General features: G+C 70.9%; 21 protein-coding genes and 1 pseudogene. 6 read left to right on the top strand and 16 right to left on the bottom strand.

The genetic code is table 11. The annotated features are described in order from the left end of the window. Window positions 1-7: 7 nt before the first annotated feature. From JX575_RS14180 to JX575_RS14215, 8 genes are all read right to left on the bottom strand, one after another. Window positions 8-310 carry a hypothetical protein gene (locus JX575_RS14180; protein WP_186340664.1) on the bottom strand — a complete coding sequence of 101 codons (303 nt, stop codon included), beginning with the start codon at window positions 308-310 and terminating at the stop codon, window positions 8-10. A gap of 7 nt (window positions 311-317) precedes the next feature. Beyond that, window positions 318-1,433, bottom strand: a complete 1,116-nt coding sequence (prfB, locus tag JX575_RS14185; protein WP_186340663.1) for a peptide chain release factor 2 — start codon at window positions 1,431-1,433, stop codon at window positions 318-320. A 123-nt stretch (window positions 1,434-1,556) separates the two neighbouring features. Next, window positions 1,557-2,333: a hypothetical protein gene (locus JX575_RS14190; RefSeq protein ID WP_186340662.1), complete on the bottom strand. Its 777-nt coding sequence runs from the start codon at window positions 2,331-2,333 to the stop codon at window positions 1,557-1,559. 45 nt (window positions 2,334-2,378) lie between these two features. After that, window positions 2,379-4,142 carry a malto-oligosyltrehalose trehalohydrolase gene (treZ, locus tag JX575_RS14195; protein ID WP_186340661.1) on the bottom strand — a complete coding sequence of 588 codons (1,764 nt, stop codon included), beginning with the start codon at window positions 4,140-4,142 and terminating at the stop codon, window positions 2,379-2,381. 1 nt (window position 4,143) lies between these two features. After that, the gene (treY, locus tag JX575_RS14200) at window positions 4,144-6,489 is read right to left on the bottom strand and encodes a malto-oligosyltrehalose synthase (RefSeq protein ID WP_186340660.1); all 2,346 of its coding nucleotides are present in this window, start codon (window positions 6,487-6,489) and stop codon (window positions 4,144-4,146) included. Continuing rightward, window positions 6,486-8,666 (bottom strand): glycogen debranching protein GlgX, encoded by a 2,181-nt coding sequence (gene glgX / locus JX575_RS14205; RefSeq protein ID WP_222129517.1) that lies wholly within the window; start codon window positions 8,664-8,666, stop codon window positions 6,486-6,488. Before glgX ends, treY begins: the two co-directional genes overlap by 4 nt. A 199-nt stretch (window positions 8,667-8,865) precedes the next feature. Further along, window positions 8,866-10,797 (bottom strand): FtsX-like permease family protein, encoded by a 1,932-nt coding sequence (locus JX575_RS14210; protein WP_186340659.1) that lies wholly within the window; start codon window positions 10,795-10,797, stop codon window positions 8,866-8,868. Next, window positions 10,794-11,531 (bottom strand): ABC transporter ATP-binding protein, encoded by a 738-nt coding sequence (locus JX575_RS14215; RefSeq protein WP_186340658.1) that lies wholly within the window; start codon window positions 11,529-11,531, stop codon window positions 10,794-10,796. The genes JX575_RS14210 and JX575_RS14215 overlap by 4 nt, the downstream gene beginning before the upstream one ends. Window positions 11,532-11,640: 109 nt before the next feature. On the opposite strand from JX575_RS14215, the gene JX575_RS14220 reads away from it, so the two are divergent. Together JX575_RS14220 and JX575_RS14225 are read left to right on the top strand one after the other, a co-directional pair. Next, on the top strand, window positions 11,641-12,849 hold the full coding sequence (locus JX575_RS14220; RefSeq protein ID WP_186340657.1) for a histidine kinase: 1,209 nt from the start codon (window positions 11,641-11,643) through the stop codon (window positions 12,847-12,849). Window positions 12,850-12,851: 2 nt separating this feature from the next. After that, window positions 12,852-13,502, top strand: coding sequence for a response regulator transcription factor (locus JX575_RS14225; protein ID WP_206054650.1), 651 nt, complete (start codon window positions 12,852-12,854; stop codon window positions 13,500-13,502). A 30-nt stretch (window positions 13,503-13,532) separates the two neighbouring features. On the opposite strand, the gene JX575_RS14230 is transcribed toward JX575_RS14225, so the two are convergent. From JX575_RS14230 to JX575_RS14260, 7 genes are read right to left on the bottom strand one after another with little or no spacing between them, the layout of a single operon-like run. Further along, complete coding sequence (locus JX575_RS14230; RefSeq protein ID WP_186340655.1) at window positions 13,533-13,976, bottom strand: Tad domain-containing protein; 444 nt, start codon at window positions 13,974-13,976, stop codon at window positions 13,533-13,535. Beyond that, a complete protein-coding gene (locus tag JX575_RS14235; protein ID WP_186340654.1) occupies window positions 13,969-14,439 on the bottom strand; it encodes a hypothetical protein in 471 nt (156 codons plus the stop codon). Before JX575_RS14235 ends, JX575_RS14230 begins: the two co-directional genes overlap by 8 nt. Continuing rightward, window positions 14,436-14,831: a TadE/TadG family type IV pilus assembly protein gene (locus JX575_RS14240; protein WP_186340653.1), complete on the bottom strand. Its 396-nt coding sequence runs from the start codon at window positions 14,829-14,831 to the stop codon at window positions 14,436-14,438. Before JX575_RS14240 ends, JX575_RS14235 begins: the two co-directional genes overlap by 4 nt. A gap of 7 nt (window positions 14,832-14,838) precedes the next feature. Beyond that, window positions 14,839-15,045 carry a hypothetical protein gene (locus JX575_RS14245; RefSeq protein ID WP_186340652.1) on the bottom strand — a complete coding sequence of 69 codons (207 nt, stop codon included), beginning with the start codon at window positions 15,043-15,045 and terminating at the stop codon, window positions 14,839-14,841. A 23-nt stretch (window positions 15,046-15,068) separates the two neighbouring features. After that, window positions 15,069-16,010, bottom strand: a complete 942-nt coding sequence (locus tag JX575_RS14250; protein WP_186340651.1) for a type II secretion system F family protein — start codon at window positions 16,008-16,010, stop codon at window positions 15,069-15,071. Then, window positions 16,007-16,861, bottom strand: a complete 855-nt coding sequence (locus JX575_RS14255; protein WP_186340650.1) for a type II secretion system F family protein — start codon at window positions 16,859-16,861, stop codon at window positions 16,007-16,009. The genes JX575_RS14250 and JX575_RS14255 overlap by 4 nt, the downstream gene beginning before the upstream one ends. After that, window positions 16,861-17,370 carry an ATPase, T2SS/T4P/T4SS family gene (locus JX575_RS14260; protein ID WP_241005172.1) on the bottom strand — a complete coding sequence of 170 codons (510 nt, stop codon included), beginning with the start codon at window positions 17,368-17,370 and terminating at the stop codon, window positions 16,861-16,863. The genes JX575_RS14255 and JX575_RS14260 overlap by 1 nt, the downstream gene beginning before the upstream one ends. 881 nt (window positions 17,371-18,251) lie before the next feature. Between JX575_RS14260 and JX575_RS14270 the strand changes: the two genes are divergently transcribed. The 3 genes from JX575_RS14270 to JX575_RS14280 all read left to right on the top strand — a co-directional run bounded on the left by JX575_RS14270 (window position 18,252) and on the right by JX575_RS14280 (window position 21,832). Continuing rightward, window positions 18,252-18,878, top strand: coding sequence for a hypothetical protein (locus JX575_RS14270; protein WP_186340649.1), 627 nt, complete (start codon window positions 18,252-18,254; stop codon window positions 18,876-18,878). A gap of 685 nt (window positions 18,879-19,563) precedes the next feature. Next, window positions 19,564-20,919 carry a hypothetical protein gene (locus JX575_RS14275; RefSeq protein WP_186340648.1) on the top strand — a complete coding sequence of 452 codons (1,356 nt, stop codon included), beginning with the start codon at window positions 19,564-19,566 and terminating at the stop codon, window positions 20,917-20,919. Window positions 20,920-21,370: 451 nt separating this feature from the next. Continuing rightward, the gene (locus tag JX575_RS14280) at window positions 21,371-21,832 is read left to right on the top strand and encodes a hypothetical protein (RefSeq protein WP_186340647.1); all 462 of its coding nucleotides are present in this window, start codon (window positions 21,371-21,373) and stop codon (window positions 21,830-21,832) included. Between the two features lie 85 nt (window positions 21,833-21,917). Here the strand turns inward: JX575_RS14280 and JX575_RS14285 are convergent. Then, window positions 21,918-23,121, bottom strand: a pseudogene (locus JX575_RS14285) (IS3 family transposase). Between the two features lie 744 nt (window positions 23,122-23,865). Here JX575_RS14285 and JX575_RS14290 point away from each other — a divergent pair. Then, window positions 23,866-24,564 (top strand): hypothetical protein, encoded by a 699-nt coding sequence (locus JX575_RS14290; protein WP_186340646.1) that lies wholly within the window; start codon window positions 23,866-23,868, stop codon window positions 24,562-24,564. The last annotated feature ends 5 nt before the right edge of the window (window positions 24,565-24,569 follow it).

Here is a 24,569-nt window from a genome sequence, read left to right on the forward strand (position 1 = left end):
CGGGCACTCAGACCGGCAGCGCCTCGACGGCGTCCTTGGCCTGCGTGAGGCTGGCGCCGGTGTGCTCGCGATAGACCTTGATGGCGTGGATCGTCTTGCCGGCGCGGCGGAGCGCCTGCACCTCGGCCAGCCAGGGCTCGGTCGCGGACGCCGTCAGCGGGGCCACGCCTGCGGGCGACGCGGCCCGGGCCAGCTGGGCCAGCTGTGCCTCGAGCGAGGCGACGCGTCGCTCGAGCTCCGCGATCCGGGCGCGGTCCGCATCGCTCCCAACGCCCGGGCCGATCACCTCGGGCCTGCTGAAGAGTCCCATCGTGGCCTCAGGCGTCGACCTTCTCGGCCCCGCGGCGCCAGCGGATGCCGGCCTCCATGAAGTCGTCGAGGTCACCGTCGAAGACGGCGCTGGGGTTGCCCGACTCGTGGCCGGTGCGCAGGTCCTTGACGATCTGGTAGGGGTTGAGCACGTAGTTGCGCATCTGGTCGCCCCAGCTGGCGGCGACGTCGCCCTTGAGGTCCTTCTTGAGCGCGGCCTCCTCGGCCTTCTTCTTCGCCAGCAGCTTGGCCTTGAGGACCACCATGGCGGAGGCCTTGTTCTGCAGCTGCGACTTCTCGTTCTGGCAGGACACGACGATGCCGGTGGGGATGTGGGTCAGGCGGACCGCGGAGTCGGTGGTGTTGACCGACTGGCCGCCCGGGCCGCCCGAGCGGAAGACGTCGGTGCGGATGTCGTTCTCGTCGACCTCGATCTCGTCGGTCTGCTCGAGGACCGGCACCACCTCGACGGCGGCGAACGACGTCTGCCGGCGGCCCTGGTTGTCGAACGGGCTGATCCGCACGAGGCGGTGGGTGCCGGCCTCGACCGACAGGGTGCCGTAGGCGTAGGGCGCGTGGATGGCGAACTCGGCGGACTTGATGCCCGCCTCCTCGGCGTAGGACACGTCGTAGACCTCGACGCCGTACTTGTGCTGCTCGGCCCAGCGCGTGTACATCCGCATGAGCATCTCGGCGAAGTCGGCCGCGTCGACGCCGCCGGCGCCCGAGCGGATCGTGACGATCGCCTCCCGCTCGTCGTACTCCCCCGACAGCAGGGTGCGGATCTCGAGCGACTCGACCGACTTCTTGATGCGGGCGAGCTCGGCCTCCGAGTCGGCGAGCGAGTCGGCGTCGCCCTCCTCCTGCGCCATCTCGACCATGAGCGCGAGGTCCTCGATGCGTGCCTCGAGGCCGGTGAAGCGGTCGAGCTCCCCCTGCAGGGCGGAGAGCCGGCCGGTGATGCGGGTGGCGCTCGCCACGTCGTCCCAGAGGTCGGGGGCGGCGACCTGCTCGCCCAGGTCGGCGATCTCGCCGCGCATCTTGTCGAGGTCGAGGACCTGACCGATGGTCTTCATGGTCGCCCGGAGCTGCTTGATCTCTGCGTCGTAGTCGATGCCTGCCACGAGAGCCAACCCTACGGCCAAACGCCAGTCGGGGCCTGATCGCGGCTCCGGACGCGCAGCAGCGGCGCGCACTCCCGGGCCTGTGACCCCGGTCGTGCGCGCCGCTGCCGGATCGGGTGCGCGTCAGCGCGTGCAGAGCACCTCGGGCGTCGCCACCGCGGCGACCGCGACGGGCGTCGCGGTGGTGGACAGGTCGATCTTGAGGCGGAAGACGCCGGAGAGGTCGAGGACCTCGTCGGCCACGACCGTGCCGACCGCCAGCGGGTGCGTGGCCAGGACGGCGCCGTCGGCGCTCACGGTCACCGCGCCGCTCGAGCCGGTGGCCGAGCTGTCGGTGAGGGCGTACGTCGCGCGCAGGGCGGTGCACTTGCGGCCGAGGGTGTACTCCACCGACGCCGGCTCACCGGAGGTCGTGGTCGCCAGGCTCTGGCCGAAGTAGTCGGCGCCGATGAGGACGCCGGTCGCGTCGAGGTTCACGCGGGGGCCACTGGTGCGGTAGGCGAGCTTCTCCCACTTGTAGACCTCGACGGCGACGGGCTTGCTGAAGCCCTTCGCGATCCCGTTCGAGGCGGGCTTGAGCACGCGGTACTCGCGAGGGCCCGGGGTCGAGGGCGTGTCCTTGAGGAGGTAGGTGCCGTTGTTCTTGACCTTGACGTTGCCGGTCACCTTCCACGTCTTCTTCTTGCCCACGCGCTGCTGGAGCACGACCTTCTGGCCGGCGGCCTTCGGCGTCACGCGGCCGCGGACCTTGACCGTGTCCTCCTTGGCGACGGCGACCTCGATGTTGGCCTTGGCGGTGACCTTGTAGGCCGCGGCGGGCGCGGCCTGCGCCGGCGCGGAGAGCGCCAGCGAGCCCGCGGCGAGGGCCACGGTGGCGGCGAGTGCGGTGATGCGGTTCATGGTTCGTTCCCCGTCGTGTGTGGGCCCGGATGACGGGCCGTTCACTCAGGGAGACGCGGCGGGTCCGGCGAAAGTTGTGGCCGGACCGAGCAGCGCCCCGGCGTGGCCCGGCACGCTCAACGTGCCGTCGCCCAGGTCGACGCCCGCCGGTGTCTCGAAGAGCACGTCGCGCTCCCCCACCTCGACCCGGGCGGGCTCGTCGCCGGTGTTGACCACGACGAGCAGGTCGCCGCGGGCCATGGTGAACACCAGGCCCTCGACCATGCACGAGACCGAGCCGAACGACGGGTCAGTGAGCTGGGGCAGGTCGCGCCGCAGCCGGCCGAGGCGCTGGTAGCAGTCGAGCAGCACCGCGTGCCGCCCCTCGGTCCGCTCGTCCCAGTCGAGCCGGGAGCCGTGGAAGGTGGCGACGTCCTGCGGGTCGAGCACCTCGTCGCGGTCCCAGCCCATCCTCTCGAACTCGGCGATCCGGCCCTCGGCGGTCGCCGTGCCGAGCTCGGGCTCGGGGTGGGAGGTGAAGAACGCGAACGGCGTCGAGGCGGCCCACTCCTCGCCCATGAAGAGCATCGGGGTGAAGGGCCCGGCCAGCGTCAGCAGCGCCGCGCAGGCGAGCTGGTCGTCGTCGAGGTGCTCGGCGAGCCGGTCGCCGCGGGCGCGGTTGCCGACCTGGTCGTGGTTCTGGTTGGCGACGACCAGGCGCCAGGTCGGCATGTGCGCGGTGTCGACGGGCGCCCCGTGGTCGCGCTCGCGGAACGACGAGAACGTGCCGTCGTGGAAGAAGCCCCGCTCGCACACCTTGGCCAGCGCCTCGAGCGGCGCGAAGTCGGCGTAGTAGCCGGTGGTCTCGCCGCTCAGCGCGACGTGCACGGCGTGGTGGAAGTCGTCGCTCCACTGGGCGTCGAGCCCGTAGCCGCCTGCCTCGCGCGGGCGCACGAGCAGCGTGTCGTTGAGGTCGGACTCGGCGATCAGCGTCAGCGGGCGGCGCACGTGGGCGGACCAGGCGGCGGTCTCGATCGCCATCTCCTCGAGCAGGTGCACCTCGGAGGTGTCGCTGAGCGCGTGCACGGCGTCGAGGCGCAGCGCGTCGACGTGGTAGTCCTCGAACCACATCCGCACGTTGTCGAGGATGTAGCGGCGCACCTCGGCCGACCCCTCGCCGTCGAGGTTGACCAGGTCGCCCCAGGTGTTGCGGCCGTCCTTGAGGTAGGGCCCGAACAGCGGCAGGTAGTTGCCCGAGGGGCCGAGGTGGTTGTGGACGACGTCCTGCACGACGCCGAGGCCCTTGGCGTGGCAGGCGTCGACGAGGCGGCGGTAGCCGTCGGGGCCGCCGTACCCCTCGTGCACGGCGAACCAGCCGACGCCGTCGTAGCCCCAGTTGTGGGTGCCGTTGAAGGCGTTGACCGGCATCAGCTCGACGAAGTCGACGCCGAGGTCGACCAGGTGGTCGAGTCGCCCGGCAGCCGCGGCGAACGTGCCCTCCGGGGTGAACGTGCCCACGTGCAGCTCGTAGATCACCGCCCCCGCGAGCTGGCGGCCGGTCCACGCCGAGTCCTGCCACTCGTGGGTGTCGACGTCGCGCCGCGACAGGCCGTGCACCCCGTCGGGCTGGCGACGCGAGCGCGGGTCGGGCCGCGGGTCGGGGTCGTCGTCGAGGAGGTAGCCGTAGTCGACGGCGTCACCCACCGGCGGCACCGGCCCGGTAGGACTCCACCAGCCGTCGTCGGCGCGGGTCATCTCCACCACCTCGCCGGCGACGTGCAGGCGCACGCGACCGGGCCGCGGCGCCCAGACGTCGAACGGGCCGCGCACGTCAGCCCACCTTCACGAGGAGGGCGACGGGGTGGACGGCGAGCAGGTCGGCGAGCCGGCCGTCGGCGTCGAGACCGGTGAGCACGTCGTGCCACCGGCCGTCGGGGAGCTCCAGCACGGTGTCGCCCCAGCCGCCGGCGGCGGCGAGCCCGACGGGCAGCCGGGTGGCGACGGCGATCGCGCCGCCGCGGTCGTAGGCGACGACGTGGTCGGCCGCGGCGCCGGTCGCGCCCACCGGGGCGTAGCCGGTGAACAGCTCGGGACGGTCGCGGCGCAGCGTCAGGGCGGTGCAGGTGACGTGCAGCTTGGTCGCCGCGTCGTCCTCGGCGGTGCCGGCCAGCACCGCGACCCGGTGGTCGAAGTCGACCCGGCGGCGGTTGTCGGGGTCGACCAGCGACGTCTCCCACAGCTCGCTGCCCTGGTAGACGTCGGGCACGCCCGGCATCGTGATCGCGAGCAGCTTGGCCGACAGCGAGTTGGCCTGGGCGGGTGCGTCGATCCGCGCGGCGAGGTCGAGGAGCACCGCGCGCACCTCCTCGGAGTCGAAGATCGCATCGACCGCCGCGTGCACCTGCTTCTCGTACGCCTCGTCGGGCTCGGTCCAGGTGGTGCGGTCGCCGGCCTCCCGCATCGCCTTCTCGGCGTAGCCGTGGAGCCGCTCGCGCAGGTCGGGCAGGTGGTCGGGCGTCTCCCAGGTCCAGGCTGCGCCGAGCACCGCCTGCCACAGCAGTGAGCCGAAGCCCGGGTCGGGGACCGGCGCGAGCCGCAGCAGCTCGTCGAGCGCCCGCTCCCAGTGGCCGGGCTCCTCGGCGAGCACGGTGATGCGGGCGCGGACGTCCTCGCCGCGCTTGGTGTCGTGGGTCGAGAGCGTGACCATCGCGTCGGGCCAGTCGCGCTGGCGGGCGGCCATCGCGTCGTGCCACTCCTCGACGCCGACGGAGAAGATCGACGGGTCGCCGCCGACCTCGTTGAGCGACGTCAGCCGCGACCACCGGTAGAACGAGCAGTCCTCCACACCCTTGGCCATCACCATGCCCGAGGTCTGCTGGAAGCGGCGTGCCGGCTGGCCCCACTCGTCGTTGAGCAGCGGCTCCAGCACGTCGTACGTCGCCGCGAGGTCGGGGCGGTGCGCACGCGCGGCGGCGAACGCCTGGTCGAGGTGCTCGCGGCCCTCGGGGAGGTAGGAGCGGTAGACCGGGAAGCAGGCGAGCAGCTCGGCGACCGCGTCGGCCACCGAGTCGGAGTCGGCACCAGGCCCGGCCTGCTCCTCGCGCGACTCCAGCACGCGCTCGACCTCGCGGGTGATCCGCAGGACCTCCGCGCGCAGGATCCCGTCGGCGACGGCGCGCTTGTTGTCGTGGACCATCTGCGCCCAGTCGACGCTGGTGCCGCGCAGCCGGTCCTCCAACGCGGTCAGCGGCGCCTCGCCGGCCGGGTCGGTCAGCAGGCGGTCGATCAGCGCGAGCGCGTCGTAGCCGGTGGTGCCGGCGGTCGCCCAGTCGGCGGGCAGGTGCTCGCCGGGCTCGAGGATCTTCTCCACCAGCACGTAGGCGCCGCCGGTGAGGGCGGCGAGGTCGTCGAGGTAGCGCTTGGGGTCGCGGAGGCCGTCGGGGTGGTCGACCCGCAGGCCGTCGACCAGGCCCTCGTCGAACCACCGCTTCACCTCGGCGTGGGTCTCGGCGAAGACCTCGGGGTCCTCCACCCGCACCGCGGCGAGGGTGTTGACGGCGAAGAACCGGCGGTAGTTGAGGTCGTCGTCGGCCGCGCGCCAGCTGACCAGCTCGTAGTGCTGCTCCTCCAGCGTGGACGTGCCGGGGGCGAGCGGGAAGCGGTGGTCGTGGTAGCGCACCTCGCCCTCCCCCGCCTCCGACACCGCGAGGTGGATCGCGTCCTCGTCGTCGTCGCCGACCACGGGGATCAGGATGCGGCCGTCGCCGGCGGCCCAGTCGACGTCGAACGCCGACGCGTACTCGGACCCGCGCCCCAGCCTGAGCACGTCCCACCACCACGGGCCCTCCGCCGGGGTGGCGACCCCCACGTGGTTGGGCACGATGTCGACCAGCACGCCCATGCCGAGGCGCCGGGCCTCGGCCGACAGCGCGGCCAGGCCCTCGGCGCCGCCGCGCTCGGGGTCGACGTGGTCGAAGGCGACGACGTCGTAGCCGTGCGTGCTGCCGGGCTCGGAGGCCAGCAGCGGCGACAGGTAGACCCAGTCGACACCGAGGTCGTGGAGGTAGGGCAGCACCCGGGCCGCGTCGTGCAGCGTGAAGTCGGGGCTGATCTGGAGGCGGTAGGTGCTGTGCGGCGTACGCCGCTCGGGCCGGCTGGGGGTGGGGGCGTCGGTCACGAGGCGTCTGTACCCGAGCGGGCCGCCAGTGATGCCGCCACCGAGTGGTCGGAGCTGCTCTCCTCGTCGGAGTGCTCGCGGAGCACCACGACGCAGTGCGTGTCGAGGTCGAACGTGCCGCCCGCCTTCAGCGTCGGGCCGGCGTCGGCGTCGCCGCTGGTGTCGATCACCACGTCCCACGCGGCGGCGTACTCCTCCGGCGGCAGGGTGACCTGCGCCGGGCCGTCGGCGTTGAAGTAGAGCAGGAAGTGGTCGTCGGTGATCGTGGCGCCCCGGGCGTCCTTGCCGGCGATGCCGTTGCCGTTGAGGTACATCCCGATGGCCTTGCCGCCCTCCCAGTCGTCGTCCTCCATCGGGGCGCCGTCGAGGTCGAGCCACACGATGTCGTTGAGGCGCTCGCCATCGCCGGTGCGCACGGTGTTGCCGGTGAAGAAGCGCTTGCGGTGGAACGTCGGGTGGTCGGCGCGCAGCCCGGCCACCGCCGCGGTGAACTCGATCAGCGGCCGGTCGGCCTCGTCCCAGTGCACCCAGCTGATCTCGCTGTCCTGGGCGTAGGTGTTGTTGTTGCCGTGCTGGGTGCGGCTCAGCTCGTCGCCGTGCAGCAGCATCGGCACGCCCTGGCTCAGCAGCAGGGTCGCGATGAAGTTGCGCTGCTCGCGCGCTCGCGCCTGCAGGATCTCCGGGTCGTCGGTCGGTCCCTCCACACCGTGGTTCCACGAGCGGTTGTGGCTCTCGCCGTCGTTGTTGTCCTCGCCGTTGGCCTCGTTGTGCTTCTCGTTGTAGGACACGAGGTCGCGCAGCGTGAAGCCGTCGTGGGCGGTGACGAAGTTGATGCTGGCGAAGGGCCGCCGGCCGGAGTGCTCGTAGAGGTCGGAGGAGCCGGCGAGCCGCGAGGCGAACTCGCCCAGCGACGGCTCACCGCGCCAGAAGTCGCGCACGGTGTCGCGGTAGGCGCCGTTCCACTCCGTCCACTGCGGCGGGAAGCCGCCGACCTGGTAGCCGCCGGGCCCGATGTCCCACGGCTCGGCGATGAGCTTGACCTGGCTGACGACCGGGTCCTGCTGCACCATCTCGAAGAACGTCGCCAGCTTGTCGACGTCGTAGAACTCGCGGGCCAGGGTCGCGGCGAGGTCGAAGCGGAAGCCGTCGACGTGCATCTCGGTGACCCAGTAGCGCAGCGAGTCCATGATCAGCTGCACCGAGTGCGGGTGGCGCACGTTGAGGGTGTTGCCGGTGCCGGTGTAGTCCATGTAGTAGCGCTGGTCGTCGTCGACGAGGCGGTAGTAGGCCGCGTTGTCGATGCCCTTGAAGCTCAGCGTCGGGCCGAGGTGGTTGCCCTCGGCGGTGTGGTTGTAGACGACGTCGAGGATGACCTCGATGCCGGCGGCGTGCATCGCCTTGACCATCGCCTTGAACTCCTGCACCTGCTGGCCCTGCTTGCTCGACGCGTAGTCGGCGTGCGGGGCCAGGAAGGCCAGGGTGTTGTAGCCCCAGTAGTTGCGCAGGCCCTTCTCGAGCAGGGTGGAGTCCTGCACGAACTGGTGCACCGGCATCAGCTCGATCGCGGTGACGCCGAGCTTCTGCAGGTGGGCGGTGATCGACGGGTGCGCCAGCCCGGCGTACGTGCCGCGCTGCTCCTCCGGGACGTCGGGGTGCAGCTGGGTGAGGCCCTTGACGTGCGCCTCGTAGATGAACGACTCGTTGTAGGGGATGTCCAGGCGCCGGTCGCCCTCCCAGTCGAAGAACGGGTTGATCACCACGCCGTGGGTCATGTGCGCGGCCGAGTCGTCGTCGTTGCGCGAGTCCTCGTCGCCGAAGTTGTAGGCGAACAGCGACTGGTCCCAGTCGATCTCGCCCGCGGTCGCCTTGGCGTACGGGTCGAGCAGCAGCTTGTTGGGGTTGCAGCGCAGCCCGCGGGACGGGTCCCACGGCCCGTGCACGCGGTAGCCGTAGCGCTGGCCGGGCTGCACCGTCGGGATGTAGCAGTGCCACACGTAGGCGTCGACCTCGGTGACCTCGAGCCGGGTCTCGACGAAGCCGCCGGGGGCGTCCGGGTCGGGGTCGAACAGGCACAGCTCGACGCGCTCGGCGACCTCGCTGAAGAGCGCGAAGTTGGTGCCGGTGCCGTCGAACGTGGCTCCCAGGGGATAGGCAGTGCCGGGCCAGGTCTCGATCATGCGACGAACGTACCGGCGACGCGCCGCTAGTCCCTCCCCCGACCCATTCGATGGGGTGGGGCCGTCCCGTCGAGGGTGACGCGTGTCCCAGCCGGGGCTCCCCCGGTCGGCGTCGCGACGACGACAGCGGTGGCGGCCCTGGTGCGGCTCCCGGGTCACTCCTGGGTCACTCCTGGGTCACTCCTGGGTCACTCCTGGGTCACTCCTGGGTGGCGATGTCATGGACGGGAGGGCGCCTGGTCGCGACGAGTGCGGCCACCGTCGCCGTCCCCGCGGCCAGCAGGGCGACGGTGACGCTCACGCCGCCGAGCAGCTGCCAGGGAACGGCGACGGCCGGCGACCCGAGGTGGCGCCACGTCCCGACCCACAGCCCGACCAGGGCGGCGACGGAGACCACGGTCCCGAGGACGAGGCCGATGAGCAGGATGGCCGCCGTCTCGGTGAGGACCACCCGGACGACCTGCCGGCGGGTGATGCCGGCGAGGCGGTCCACGGCGAGCTCGGAGCGACGCTGGGTGATGGCGATCGCGAGGGTGCTCAACAGGCTGATGAGCGCATAGACGCTGCCCACACCGACGAGGGCCGTCATCACCGCCCGGTTGTCGTCGGCCTTCGCCGCCGTGAGCTCCGCGACCTCCTCCTCCTGGCTGGTCACCTCGCCCAGGGCGAGCGCCTCGATGGCGCTGCGGACCTCGTCGGGGGCAGCTCCGCGCTCGAGGGTCACGAGCACGGTCGAGGGCGAGCCGGCGAGGATCCGGTCCGGGACCGCCTGTCGCGCGACGTAGCAGCAGTCGGCGGCCGCCAGGCCCTCGCCCGTGCGGGCGGCCTCCCGCAGGACCCGGGTCCGGCCGCCCACGGTGAGCGTGATGCGTCGGATGCGGCCGGCGATCCGGGCATCCTCCACACCCGGCCCGAAGACGATGTGACCGGCATCGAGCGCAGCGGTGCTGCCGCTGCGCGGAGGGTGGGGATGGACGACGCCGAACCGGGAGGGCTCGACGGCCAGGACCGTCCCCCGGAGCGCGCGGACGGCGTCACCCCGGGTGATCTCGACCCGCGCCGGGACCTGGACCTCCGTGTCGGCGCTGGCGACGCCGTCCACGGCCGCGACCCGCCGCGACGGGTCGCCGTGGGTGCGCACGAGGAGGTCCGCGCGGGTGAGCGTGGTGATCTCGAGCTCGCCGGCCTTCGTCTGGGTGTCGAGCAGGCCCTGGAGGCCCACGACGAGCCCGACGAGGACGATCAGGGGCGCGGCGACCTGGGCGGCACGGCGGGCGTCGCCACGGATCTTCGCGAGGGCGAGCCGGCCGAGCGGGTCACGGACCGCCGGGCCGATGGCCCAGGCGAGGAGCGGGACCAGCAGCGGGCTGAGCTGACTCATGGCGATCGAGCCGGTGATGATGATCCCCAGCGCGAGCAGGAGGGGGCCGAGGATGCCCCCCACGGCCACCGCCGCGGCCATCTGGGCGAGGGTGACGAGGGCGCCGAGCGTGCCCCAGATCCAGCGGGACCGCGTCATCGCCGAGCCCTCGGCGCCGCGACGTTGCAGCGCCTCGAGCGGCGTGATCCGGGTGGCCCGTCTGCTCGCCGCGCGCGCACCCGCGACCGCGACTCCGATGCCGACCGCCGCGTCGGCGACCAGGTGGGCGGTGCTCCACTCCACGTGCACGTCGTCGGGCAGGACCCCCATGCCCACGAAGATCCTGACCTGGACCGCAGCGACGACCACGCCGAGGACCGCCCCCGCCAGGGCACCCGCCGCCCCGAGCAGGGCGGCCTCCCCGAGGAGCAGCAGCCGGAGCTGGCGCCGCTTGAGCCCGGCGAGCCGCAGCAGCGCGAGCTCTCGTCGTCGTTCGGTGATCGCGAAGTCGACGGTGGAGCGCACCACGAAGATCGTCAGGAAGACGCCGAGGATGCTCGCCAGGCCGTTGAGCGTGTTGGCGCCGCTGAGCCGCGCCTCGTAGGCGGCCTGCTCCGCGGCGGACAGGCCGGCCGGTGGCGACGCGGACGCGACGGTGCTGGCGATGCCCAGCCCGGCATGGACGAGCGCGACGCCGATCGCGATGGCGCAGAAGGTGCCCAGCAGGAGGTGCCAGCGGTCGCGGAGCACCCGCACTGTGAGGACGATCATCGCACCTGCTCCAGCCCGCCGAGACGGGCCGCGATCTGCGCCGACGTCTCACCGCTCGCCTGGTCGACCACCAGTCCGTCGCGCATGAACACCACGCGGTCCGAACGGGCGGCCACCGTCGGATCGTGGGTGACCATCAGGACCGTCTGGTCGTGCCTGTCGACCAGGGCGCGCACGAGGTCGAGGACGGTGGCGGCCGAGGCGGTGTCGAGTGCTCCGGTCGGCTCGTCGGCGAACAGCACGGCCGGCCGGGTGATGACCGCGCGCGCGATCGCCACCCGTTGCTGCTGGCCGCCGGAGAGCTCCCGCGGACGGTGGGTGGCACGTTCGCCGAGCCCCAGGTCGGCGAGCACGCGGCGGACGGCAGCCGTGTCCACCCGGCGCCCGGCGAGGCGCATCGGCAGCGTGACGTTCTGCTCGGCCGTGAGCGCGGGGATGAGGTTGAAGCCCTGGAAGATGAACCCGATCGTCGTACGCCGCAGCTGGGTCAGCTCGTCGTCGTCCAGCGCCGACAGGTCGTGCCCGGCGAGGGCCACCTGTCCCTCGGTGGGGCGGTCGAGTCCCGCCGCACACTGCAGGAGCGTGGACTTGCCCGATCCCGACGGCCCCATGACCGTGGTCCACGTGCCCGGGGCGCAGGCGAGTGAGACACCCCGCAGCGCGTGCACGACGTTGTCACGTGTGCCGAAGCGACGGCTCACGTCGCGGATCGTGAGGACGTCTGAGGTGTTCATGGCTCCAGTCCACCGCGGATCCGGTCCGTGCTCACTGGCGCCAGCTGCCGCGTCGAGGGTAGGGCCAGCCATACCGTCCGGGCGTCCTGTTCCTCCTAGGATGGCCGCCATGCCCGGTCGACCAGGTGCCGTGCTCGCCGTGCTGCGTCTCGCCGCGAGCGCGCTGGAGGTCCTGGCGGTGTGGTTCGTCATGACGCTGGGCCTCATCCCCGGCGTCCTCGGGGCGCAGCAGGCCTTCCTCGGCCCGGATCGCATCGCCGGCGCGTCCCTCCTGCTGGCCGCACTGGTGCTCTCCGGCCTGCTGGCCCTCGCCACGGCCCGTCCCCTGGCCGCACGGTCGCGGCGTCGTCTCCGGACGAGGGCGCCGGCTCGACCGAGGGGTTGGCTGGACGGTCCGTCCCTCGCCTGGCTCGCCACCACGCTCACCGTCAGGTCCGCGGTCACGGCACTCGTCCTCGTCGTCACCCTCGTCTCCGCGGTGGCGGCGCTCGCGCCGTTGCTGGTCTCGCGCGGTGACCGGGTCGACTTCGGCCCCTGGCGGATCGACGACCAGGGCCCGGCGATCGTCGTCGCCCTCATCGGTCTCGGCTGCCTGACCGCACTCCTGGTGGGTGCGCCGCGGCTCGCGGCGCTCGACTCCCGCCTGGCGCACGCCGTGCTCCTCGGCCGCGAGGAGCGGCTGGAGCAGGACCTCGCCGCCGCGACCACGTCCCGGGCCCGGATCCTCGATGCCTTCGACCTCGAGCGCCGACGCATCGAGCGCGACCTCCACGACGGCGTGCAGCCCGAGCTGCTGCGCGTGTCCATGACCCTGGGCCTCGCCCTGGCCGTCATCCCCGAGGACGACTCCGCCCGGCCCCTCGTGGCGCAGGCGCAACGCGAGTCCCTGTCGGTGCTCGAGACCCTGCGCCGCTTCGTGCGCGGCATCCATCCCCAGGTGCTCGACGACCACGGCCTGACCGCTGCCCTGGGAGAGCTCGCGAGCGGGGCACCCATGCCCGTCACCATCGACGACAGGCTCGGCGGGCGCCTGCCCCCGCACCTCGAGGCGTCCCTCTACTTCGCCACCGCCGAGCTCCTCAGCAACGTCACGAAGCACGCCGACGCCGGCCGCGTCGGGATCAGCGTCGTCAGGCAGGACGGCAGCGTGGTGATCACCGTCTCCGACGACGGCCGCGGGGGCGCCGACCCGACCGGCGCGGGACTCACCGGGGTCAGCGACAGGCTGGCGGCCATCGACGCCCGCCTCGAGCTCCACTCCCCCGGCGGCGGTCCGACCCGCGCGAGGATCACCGCACCGATCGGGGACCGGCCATGACCCTGCGCGTCGTGCTCGCCGAGGACAACGCCCTGCTCCGCGAAGGGCTCAAGGCGATCCTGAGCATGGGTGAGCTCGACGTCGTCGACACCGTCGCCGACGCGGACGCGCTCACCGCGTCGGCCGAGCGGCACCGGCCCGACATCCTGATCACCGACGTACGCATGCCGCCGCACCTCGGGGCGGACGGCCTGCGCGCCGCCACCCGGCTCCGCGAACGTCGTCCCGACCTGCCGGTGATCGTGCTGAGCCAGTACGTCGAGCGCAGCTATGTCACCGACCTGCTCGACTCCGCGTCGGGTGCGGGCTTCGGCTACCTGCTGAAGGATCGGGTCACCCAGGTGGCCGAGTTCCTCGCGACCATCCACCGCGTGCACGCGGGCGGCACCGCGCTGGACCCGTTGGTCGTCACCCAGCTGCTCCGGACCACCACCCATCCGCTGACCCGCCTGACCCCGCGGGAGCGCGAGGTCCTCGCCCTCCTCGCCGAGGGGCTCTCCAACCAGGCCATCGCCTCGCGCCTCTTCGTCAGCGAGTTCGCCGTGGTGAAGCACGTCGGCAACATCCTCATGAAGCTCGACCTGCCGCCCGACGACGACCACAACCGTCGCGTGATGGCCGTGCTCGCCTACCTGCAGGGACCGGGCTCCTGACCTGCGCCGACCGAGTGCGCGAGCCTGCCGTCACCCGCCCGGCACCACGGTCACGGCAGCGGTGCTGCTCGCGCCGACGAGCGGGCTGGCCGGCGATCCCGGGATCGTCAGCGGGAGGTCGAGCGGCGCGCTGAGGCGGACGGTCACCGAGCGCCCGACGGGGTCGACGCGTACGCCGACCCGGATGCCGGGGTACTTCGCGCCTGCGCCGGCGCGGGCGAGGTAGTCGCGGACCCCGGCCTCGACCGCGGCCTCCTGCTGGGTGAGCCGCTCGCCGTCGAGGCCCTGCTCGTAGATGCCGGCCGAGCCGAGGTCGGCGCCGTAGAGGGCGGCGCCGTCGGCGAGGTTGTCGAGGCCCTGGCGCTGGAGGTAGGCGGCCGACGCGTCGATGACCACCACGATCGCCATGAGCAGGATGCTCGCGAAGCCGATGATCAGCAGGGTGACCTGGCCCTGCTCGTCGCGCTCACCCATCGGGCTCGTCCGGCCCGGACTCGACGTACTGGCCGATCGGGATGGTGTGCGTCGCGTCGAGGGAGAAGCTCGCCGACCCCCTGCCGAGGATCGCGGGGAAGAACGGCAGCCGGACACCCGAGGCGACGCGCACGGTGATGACCGAGGTGCCGACGTGGCAGTCGCCCGCCGGCGCGTCGCACGTGACCGTCACCCGGGCGCGCTGGCCCGGCGCGCCCTGGTCGGCGAGGACCTGGCTGACCACGGCCTCGGCTCGGCGCTCACCGGTCGCGTCGTCGGGAGCGAGTGCGTAGGCCCGACCGGCCGCACGCGCGGCGGCGCTGGTGGCGAACGCACCCTGCTGGACCTCGAAGACCGAGATCACGATCCACACCAGGGGCACCAGCAGGATGATCGCCAGCCAGCTGACCTCGACCAGCGCCGAGCCCTGCTCGTCGCGGCGCCGGACCACTGGCAGGCTCACGGGGTCGGCACCTCCGCCACGGCATGGCCCGTGACGCGGATCGGGACCCCGGTGTGACCGAGCCCCAGCAGGCCGACGTCGGCCTCGACGACGGCCACGTAGCCGGGCGCGCCCCCGACGAGGGCGGGTCGGACGGTGACGGTGTGGACGAAGTCGCGCGAGAGCGCGCCGTCCACGAGCTCGTGCACCTTCGCCTGGCCGGCCAGTGCGGACGACCCGGCGACCGCGGCGTGCCGGGCGCCCTCGGCCGCGGCCGAGGCGAGGGTGTTGCGGACGTGCAGCACCAGCGCGAGCTGGAGGATGCCGATGACCAGCGGCAGCAGGACCAGCAGGACGAGGACGAAGTCGACGACCGCTGCCCCTCGCTCGCCGGGGCGGGTGCCGCGGAGCACGTCCGGCCTAGCCGCTGACCATCGAGAACGCCCGCGACAGCAGGGAGCGCAGCTCGTCGCTGACGAAGGGCGTGAGCGCTGCCACGACGATGGCGGTCATCAGCGTGACCATCACCCACCCCGGCACGTCGCCCCGGTCGTCGCGGCGGCGGCCTGCGAGGTCGAGGTGCACGAGGTGGAGGTGGAGCAGGGGTCTCGAGAGGGGTGGAGACATGGCGTGTCCTTTCGTTGGAGGCATCAGGGGGTGGTGAGGCGCAGGCCGAGCACGCCCGGGTAGAAGGCGAACAGGATGGTCACCGGCAGCACGAAGAACACGACCGGAGCCATCATCGCGATCTCCTTGCGCGCCGCCGTCTCGATGAGCAGGCGCCGGCCCGCCTCGCGTACGTCGGCGGCCTGGGCGTGCAGCACGTCGGCCAGCGGGGTGCCACGCTCCATCGCCACGGTGATGCCCGTCGCGAACCGGGCCACGATGGGCAGGCCGGTGGAGCGCGCGAACGACTCGAACGCGGCGCCGACGGGCTCGCCGGTGCGGATCCGGGCGAGCACCTGGGCAAGGTCGTCAGACAGGGCACCGTTGCTGCGGCGCACGACCCGGTCGAGCGCCGCCACGGGACTCTCCCCGGCCGCCACGGACAGGGCCAGCAGCTCGGCGACCGTGGGGAACTCGACGAGGATCTGGCGCTCGCGCTCCTTCACCTGCGTGCTGAGCCGGTTGTCGCGCAGGAAGACGCCGCCCGCGAAGCCGAGCAGGCAGAAGACCAGGCCGGACGCGACGCCGCCCACCCCGCCGAGCGCGCGCAGCAGGACGACCGCAGCGGCGGCCGCGAAGCCGACGAGGCCCCACACGACCTGCTCGGTGCGGAAGTCCTGGACGGTCCGGTCGAGCCCGGCGCGCTGGAGCCGACGGCGCACCGACGCGCTCCCGCCGAGCACCCGCTCGACCACGTCGGCCGCCCGGCGCAGTGATGGCCCGAAGATCCGCGCGGCCGCCGAGGTCGGCGTCGACACCACGGGCCGCAGGACGGCGGTCTCGTCGAGGCGTGGCACGTCGCGCAGGTAGGGCAGCACCCGCACCGAGAGCAGCGGGCGCCGCAGCACCGCGACCCGCGTCAGGACGAGCAACAGCCCGGCCCCGGCGGTGCCGCCGAGGAACGCGCCCCACACCGCGGTGCTCACGACAGGATCCGCTTCTCGATGGGCAGCCGGCCGATCCGCATCATCGCGGCGTAGGCGAGCACGCACACGCCGAAGCCGATGCCGAGCACCAGCACGCCGCCGGGTGAGGCGTACTGCCGGATGGCGGTCGTCTGGAACGACATCAGGAGCAGCACGATCCACGGCGCGGACACGGCCAGCCGGGCGCCGTTGACGGTCCAGGCCTGCCGCGACTCGAGCTCGGAGCGGGTGCGCGCGTCGTCGCGCAGGAACCCCGAGAGGTTGCGCAGGAGGCGGCCGAGGTCTCCGCCGCCGACCTCGCGGGCAAGCCGCAGGCCCTCGACCACCCGGTCGCCGACGGGGTCGGCGAGCCTGTCCTTGAGGCGGTCGAGGCACTCGAGGAACCGCCCGGTGACCTGGTAGTCGAGGGCGAACCGGGAGAAGTCGGCGCGCAGCGCCTCCGGCCCGTTGGTGCCGAGGGCGGCGACGGCATCGGGCAGGGAGAGGCCGGCCCGCACGGCGCTGGCGAGGTTGTCGACGGCCTCGGGCCACACCTCGGCGAACTCGCGCAGCCGCCGGGTCGCGCGCTGGCGGAGGACGGCGATGGGCAGGTAGGCGGCCATGAGGGCGAAGGTGAACGCGACCGGTGGGGTGCGCGAGACGGCCTGCACGAGCGCGAAGGCGACCGCGAGGAGCACCGCACAGAGCGTCAGGACGCTCGCCGGGGTGACGTCGGAGAGCCCGGCACGACCAAGGAGCCGGCCGAGCGCCGTCGAGGTCGGCGCCCCGGACCTCGGCCGCCGCGGCAGGACGAACGCCGACCAGATCAGGAGCAGGCCGACGCCCACCCCCAGCCCGACGAGCGCGCCCATCAGCGACCGACCTCCTCGGACGCGAGCACCTGGTGGACGTCGATGCCCACCCGTTCGTAGCGCTCGACCCGGGCCGGCACTCCGCCGGTGCGGCGCAGCTCGCCGCCGTGCCGCACGAAGATCGGCTCGACCTCGATGATGTCGGCCTCCACCCGCCCCGGCACCGACACGACCTCGTTGACCCGGCGTACGCCGTCGGCGCCCAGGCCGAGGTGCACCACGATGTCGACGCTGCTCGCCACCGTCGGCACCACGAAGCGGGCCGAGATGTTGTCGCCCGCGAGCAGCGGCAGGGTGCACATCTTGACCAACGCCTCACGGGCGCTGTTGGCGTGGAGGGTGCACATGCCGGGCAACCCCGAGTTGAGCGCGAGGAGCAGGTCGAGGCACTCGGCCGCGCGCACCTCGCCGACCAGGATCCGGCTCGGGCGCATCCGCAGCGCCTCCTTGACCAGGTCGCGCAGCACGATCTCGCCCGTCTGCTCGAGCCCCGCCTGCCGGGTCTGCATCGCGACCCAGTCGGGGTGGCTGAAGCGCAGCTCGAAGACCTCCTCCGCGCTGAGACCCGCTCGCCGCCGGGCACCGCGGCGGCCAGGCAGTTGAGCATGGTCGTCTTGCCGGCCTGGGTGCCGCCGGCGACGAGGATGTTCATCCCCGCACGCACCGACGCCTCGAGGAAGCGGGCGGCCTGCGGGGTGAGGCTGGCGAGCGCCACGAGGTCGGAGAGCCGGTGGGCGCGCAGCAGGAACTTGCGGATGTTGACGGGCGATCGTTAAACCCCCACACGTCCCCGCTGCACAAGGCGGAGACGCTCCCGAAGGCGCACAGATTCAGGTCACCTGGCGCGGAAGGTCGCCACGTACGCCGTCTCGAAGGTCACCAAGCACCCCCGCCACCCACTGCCGCTAAGGCTGTTCGACCCAACGGGCCCAACCGGATCGCTCTCATCACCTGCACCGGGCCGTACGTCTACGACGCCGCCAACGGGCAGTTCTGGCTGTCCCCGGAAGGCGATCATCTGAGCGGAGCGGGTCCAGTACAGACGCTGACGCCAGGCGCCGTGACAGGTTCGACTCGTCGATGATGGAGTCGTTGGCGGCAGTTCACTCTCCCCGCTTCCGAGTCGTGGTCGTAGTTGCATCTGGCGGTAGTTGCAGCGGCGGCCCGCGACTGCGTCCGAGCCCGGGGTTGCATGGGACCTCATAGTTCGCTCTGCGTAGTTCAAACGCCAGACGCCACCTTGGCCTTCTGGGAGACTCCCGCGGTGCCTATATTCTCCTCGGTCTTACAGTCCACTGCTCTTGCACTTGTACTCGCCGCTGCACCTGTTCCAGTAGAGGCTGCTCTCGCTGGAGTAACCTCCTCCACCCCAACCGAGTACGCGTTGCGCGTGACCGACTTGCATCTGTTGGGTAACGAGAAGTGCGGGAGGATCATGTGGGAGGTCGACGTTCCCACCGTCGAGTTCCACGTCAAGGTTTCGATCGCCGATGCGACCCGTGAAGTGTGGATTGAGGACACAGAGATCGCGACGAGTTTCGACGGTAGTGTCGGCCCAACGACGATCTCTGCATCGTCGAACGACGTATGCCGTGCCGACTACCCACTCGGCACGTACGACGCCTGGCTCACTGTCTACAGCGGAGTGGACGAGATGGGGTTCCCGGTCGACGCCTATCGGACCACTCCAATCCCAGTGACCTTCGATTACGCCCGGCGCGCGACGGCCGACGTGGAAGTGCGCACCGCTCGGACGCGATCGAACGGAACCAAGGTCGTCGCTACGTTGACCCGCAACGAACTTCCGCGGGCCAACTGGTGGGCGAAACTACAGAAGCGCGTCGACGGTCGGTGGCGCACTACACGTACCGGCGGCCCCACGAACAGCGCAGGAAAAATCGTATGGCGGCTTCCGAGGTCGGTGAGCGCAACTGACACGCTGTATCGAGTTCTGGTACCGCGCGACGCTGCGAAGTTCACTGAGGCAACGACATCGAAGCCGTTTCGTCTTCGGTAGGCGCCTTGGTCCACGACCCCGTAAGTGCCTCGCTCTCCAGACCTATCTAGGGCGCTCACCGAGAGGACCCGACGGCTGCGGGTCCCCCTGACACTCTCCGACCACGCAGGCGTCACCTGGTAAACGCCAGTGCCTCACCGAGAACGACGGAGGCCCCCGACGCGTGACCGCGTCGGGGACTCGGTGTTGCCGGCGTGGGTCAGCCTTCGCAGGCGACGGGCGAACGTCTACGCGCTGGCCCCCAAGAGGTCAGTGTCGTAGCCGTCATCGTCGTAGACCGGGGCCAGCGCGGCTGCTGCTCGTCGCGGGCGTGTCTGCTCCGTCGTCGAGCTGGGCCACGCCTCATCGGCCTCGGGCAGATCGCCGAATGCTCGAACCCGCGCCGACCAGCGAATGACTTGCTGCAAGTCACCAAGACCCCCCGCCGATCAACGTGGCGGAGCGAGAGACGGGACTTCGGCGGCTGCCCACCAACGAGGAACACGCGCCGGTCCGGAGGCGACGGGCGCTAGTGCTCGGTGCCCCTAGTCGGCCTCGCAGCCAGCAGCAGGACTGAACTCGCGGATGTTGACCGCAACTCGATAAACCACTGCCGCACGTCTCCTCAGTAAGCCGCACGTTCCCCCCGGTAACGGGGCGTTACTGAGACACTGCTGCCCGCAGCGGCGGCGCAAGAAGGGGGACGATGGTGCACGCCTGGTTTGAGTCGATCACTGGGGGACGCGTGTGCCGGCACGTTGACCGAGGCGATTCAGCCGAAAGCCGAGGACTGGCGGATGCGGTGCCGCTCGATGATGGGCTCACGGTGGGCGCACGGGCGCTCCGAGCCCTGCTTCTCCCCCAGGTCTGGATTCACCGGCGGGTCGAGTCGTTGGCTTTCCAGCCCACTGGCGAGACGCGTCGGCGCATCAGCTGGGACTTGACGCCACCGCAAGAGTGGGCGATCGCAATCACCGGCGAGCGGGTGGCGCTTCCGCTGACGACGCTACACAAGCGACCGATCAAACGTCTGGATGTGACAGGGCCGGCGGACGAGTCGCTCGTTGTGTGGGAAACCGAGCGCAACGGAAACCTGGCGGCGGAACTGATGCTTGCCGGCCTAAGCACGCTGGGCGGCGCTCCCGCCTCCGCCCGGGTTCGGGAACTGGTGCGGACAATCGTCTTCGCTGAGTCGGCTGAACACGTCCAAGCCGAACTGGACGAGCTACTGGCAAGTGATGCGTTCAATCATGACGCTGACCCGAACGCCGCAGATGAGGCCGAGGCTGTCGCGGCGTTGGCCAAGAGTCTTGCCGAAGGCTTCTTGCTCGTCGTCGAGATTCCGCGCGCCTGGGTTGGTGAGCGAACAGTCGTGAAGGTGAGTTACGACGATGACCGGGTTTCGACGTCATCTGAGCGTATCGACCCGTGGGTAGGGCGGACGACGCTCATCGTCGATGCGCGAGGTTCCGCGGGCGCCGCTTCATGGCACCTCGAGTTGCACGCTCCAGCGAACCTGACGATCAGCCGACTCCGGGCGGCCATCTGGGATTCGGCGTCCGAGCAGGTTGTTCGCGAGAGCGAGGCAGCTCCCAGCGACTCGACCTCTCACATCAACGGGAGGTTCGAGCACCTTTGGTGGCAAGCACAAGCGCAGGTGCGGTTCGCTCCCACCACTGCGGGACTGCTTAACCAGGTGACGCTCGGGGTGCTGCTTGGCATCGCACTGCTTGTCGGAGCGAGTTTTGCAGCCGCACCGCTCAGCGACCGATTGAGCCAGGACGGTGGCAGCGGCACGCTGGCCGGCCTCGTCTTCAGCTTCCCTGCACTCTTCATGGCGCTGCTCGCCCGCAGCAGCGAGCACCAGCTGGTCTCGCGGGTTCTCATGGCTCCCCGCCTCGCCAGTTTCTGTTCCGCCGTCTCTCTTTGGTGCGCCGGAGTCCTGGTCGCATGGAACCCGAACGAGGATGTCCTCTCCACCGGCCTGGGCGCGCTAGCAACAGTCCAAGCCGCAATCCTGTTCTGGCTCGGTCTCATGCGCCCTGTCGGTGGCGAGTCGTAGCCTCCCTTGCAAAGCCCGGCAAAGGGAGCACACTAGATCCACGAGGGGGTCACCATGGCGAAGTCAAAGTCGGGCCGTTGGGTCGCGAAGGCCATCAGTTCGGCGCGCCCTGGGGCCGCCAGGTACGTGGTGCGGTCGGCCGAGAGTGGCCGGATGACGGCGCTGTCGAAGATCCCGACAACGAAGCGACGCCAGGACGCGGTACTCCGGATGGCCCACAAGGCGCGCTAGACGCAGCACGGTCGTGGGCCCGCCCGGGAGTGCCGCCTGGCGGGCGGAACTATCTATCTCCTTCGGTCTGCATCCGGTGCGCTCGCGCGTCGGCGTACGCGATGAGGGCCGTGCCCAGATCGGCGGCCCCCTCGGTCGGCGTGTCACCGCCATTAGGGCAGTTGGCGGTTGTCACGTTGCGGCCAGCCACGCTTGCAGCATCAACAGCTACCGTCGGCACATGACCCATGAGCTGCTGCCGGACCGCTGGAACGATCGGGATTTCCCAGCCCTGCTAGCTGCGGCGCGCATTCTGGAGAGCGACTCGCCGGAGGACGCCGACACCCAGCTCGAAGAGTTCCAAGAGGCCGCGGGCTTGAGCGAGCGGGAGCTGGTGCGGGCCCTCATTGGCTTGGAGCAGGCTGGGTATATCGAGACGCAAGGTTCGGCGCCGCTGGCCGGCGACCCCACCATTTGGGTCACCGGCCTGACCGAGCGTGGGCGGCGCAAGACAGGCCTGTGGCCGGACGAGGAGTCAAGTGCGGACGCCTTGGTGGACCTGCTTGCTCAAGCCGCGGAACGAGTGGGCGACGAGGACGACGCCGGCGCACTTCGAAAGGCGGGCCGCCTGCTGCGCGGCGTGCCCTCAGAGGTCCTCGCCGACATCACGGCCGCACTCATTCGTCAGCAAGTAGGCATCTGAGCGGTCGCGGTCCGCGGATTGCGTGCTCGAGTCAGGCGATCTGGTACGAGTTCGGGACTGCTGCACGATCGGGTGACAGGTTGGGTCACGCAGTCTGAGTGGCTGGCGTGGTCATGATGGTCTCGAACTCGATAGGGGTCAATCGTCCGAGGCCTGCCTGCCGCCGGCGTCGGTGGTAGGTCCGTTCGATCCAGGTCACGATCGCGATCCGGAGTTCCTCACGGGTGGTCCAGGTACGGCGGTTCAGGACGTTCTTCTGCAACAGCGCGAAGAAGCTCTCCATGGCGGCGTTGTCGCGCGCTGCGCCGACGCGGCCCATGGATCCGACCATGTCGTGACGGTTGAGGGCGCGGACGAATCTCCTGCTTCGAAATTGCGATCCTCTATCCGTGTGGACCACGCAACCGGCGACCACGCCACGTCTTGCGACGGCGTTGTTCAGTGCCGCCACTGCCAGCCGCGACTTCATCCGGGAGTCGATCGAGTAGCCCACGATCCGGTTGGAGTAGACGTCCTTGACCGCGCAGACGTAGAGCTTGCCTTCGCTCGTGCGGTGCTCCGTAATGTCGGAGAGCCACAACTCGTTCGGAGCATTAGCCTTGAACTCGTGGCGGATCACGCCGTGCTTGTCGACGACGGCGCACAGGTCGTCGTGGACCGGCGAGCCGGGCTTCTTCGCCTTGCCCCGCTTGGGCCTCCCGAAAGCTGACCACCAGCCAAGTTGTGAGCAGATCCGCCACGCTGTCCGCTCGGCCATCGACTCGCCAGCGTCGCGTGCCTCGTCGACCAGGAAGCGGTAGCCGAACTCGGGGTCGTCACGGTGGGCGTCGAACAGTGCGTCGCGCGGTAGGCCTCGACAAGCTCGGCATCAGTGACCGGTGCGTTCAGCCAGCGGTAGTAGGGCTGGCGAGCGATCTTGAGGACCCGGCACGTCACCGTCACAGGAACCCTGATGGGGGCGTCCTTGGCGGCCAGCTCGCGGACGAGCGGGTACATCATTTTCCCGGAAGGTTGGCCTGAGAGAGATAGGCAGCAGCGCGACGCAGGACCTCGTTCTCCTGCTCGAGCAGCCGGACCCGCTTGCGCAGCTCCCGCTCGGTTGTCGACTGCGCTGCAGTAGCGCCCGACTTGACCCCGTCCTCGACGTCGGCGGTCTTCATCCAATTCGCCAAGCACGACTCGCTGATGCCGAAGTCGGCTGCGATCTGCTTGAGGTGGACACCCGGCTCACGGTTCCTGGCGACGCGGACGACGTCGTCGCGGAACTCTTTGGGGTACGGCTTCGGCACAGCGCACATCCTTCCAGCGGCACCCCTCGGCACCACAGATCAGATGTCACCTATCCGTGCAGCAGTCCCCCATCCTGCGCTGGTCGAGCTCCGGCAGCAACAGGTCGTGCTGGGGCGACTTCTCTCCCAACTGGCGCTGCCCGACGAGACCGGCGAGACCCTCCCATCGCTCACCGAGGCCAGGGCCCGGCGAGCAGCGGAAGCGCGTTGGCGGCCGCACCGGGTGAAGGCGGCCGGTCGTGGCTAGGCGCCGCACCCGCATCGATGGTGCCGGCGACGTCATGCCACTCACGCTCCTCGATCCGGGCGCCCGCGTGGCTCGGCGCGCGTGGTTCGCGGCGCGTCGGCTCTACGGCTGGCGCGAGCAGCACGAAGCGATCGTGACCGCCCGCCTGGCCCATGGGCTTGAACCGGACGGCCGCCGACCGGACGAACCCGACCCTCGCGATCTCCTCCGAGACCTCACGAACAACTCACCCAGCATCCCAACCCGAAGGAGGAACCCGCTATGACCTACCGCGACCCGACGGCACCCTGACCGCAGGTGCACGGACTACTCAGGCGCGAATGGACGGTCGGAAAGGCCAGCGGAAGCCACCGGCGCCGTCTCGCGAGGTCTAGGGTCCGGACATGGCCGAGAAAAGAAGCTTCACAGGGTGGATCGAGCGCCCCGTATGGGAGCGCACGGCGTTGGTCCTGCTGATCTTGGGTTGCGTCGTGGGCCGCCCAACGTAGCGTTGGCGCATGCGCTACACAGTTCTCGGTTCCGCTCTCGCTGTCTTGCTTGCACCCTTGGCCGCCGCGACGCCAGCTCACGCCGCCAACGAGGTGACCCTAACGATGGCAGGCGGGGTCCTCTACGACTCCTGCGCCACCCACGACTTCACGTACTCAGCTGCCCTGCCAGCTGGCTACGGCCCCTACTGGAACATGGACGTCGAGCTCGTCGGACCCGACGGCAACGTCACCTCCAGCGCGTACATCTACGGAGAGTCGCGCACCGGCGTCGGCTCAATCCTTTTGTGCGACTCACCCAACCTGCCCGGCACCTACACGCTACGAGGCTCGGGCGAGATGAGAGGCCCGGATTACACATACGTACCGATCTCCGCGATGCAGTCGACCGTCACGTTCCGCCTGCCCCAGACGCGCACGCGATTGAAGGCGAAGCCGAGGCGGCCGGCAAAGGGGCAGGTCGTGCGCTTCGTCATTACCTCCCAGGACGAGCGCCCTGCTGGCTACTTCGGCACCACCTACGCGGACGTGAAGCTGCAGGCGAAGCGGAACGGCTCTTGGCGCACGCTCGACTCCACGATGACCAACGACTCGGGCAAGGTCGTAGTGAAGGCCCGGTACTCGGGGCGCCGGACCGCCGTGCGTGCCGTCACGACTGGCAACAGCGACCGCACTGGATCGACCTCCCGCGTCATCCGGTTCCGCTGAGGTCG

Origin of the sequence: Nocardioides sp. zg-1228, assembly GCF_017086465.1 — a bacterium.
Taxonomy (GTDB): Bacteria; Actinomycetota; Actinomycetes; order Propionibacteriales; family Nocardioidaceae; genus Nocardioides.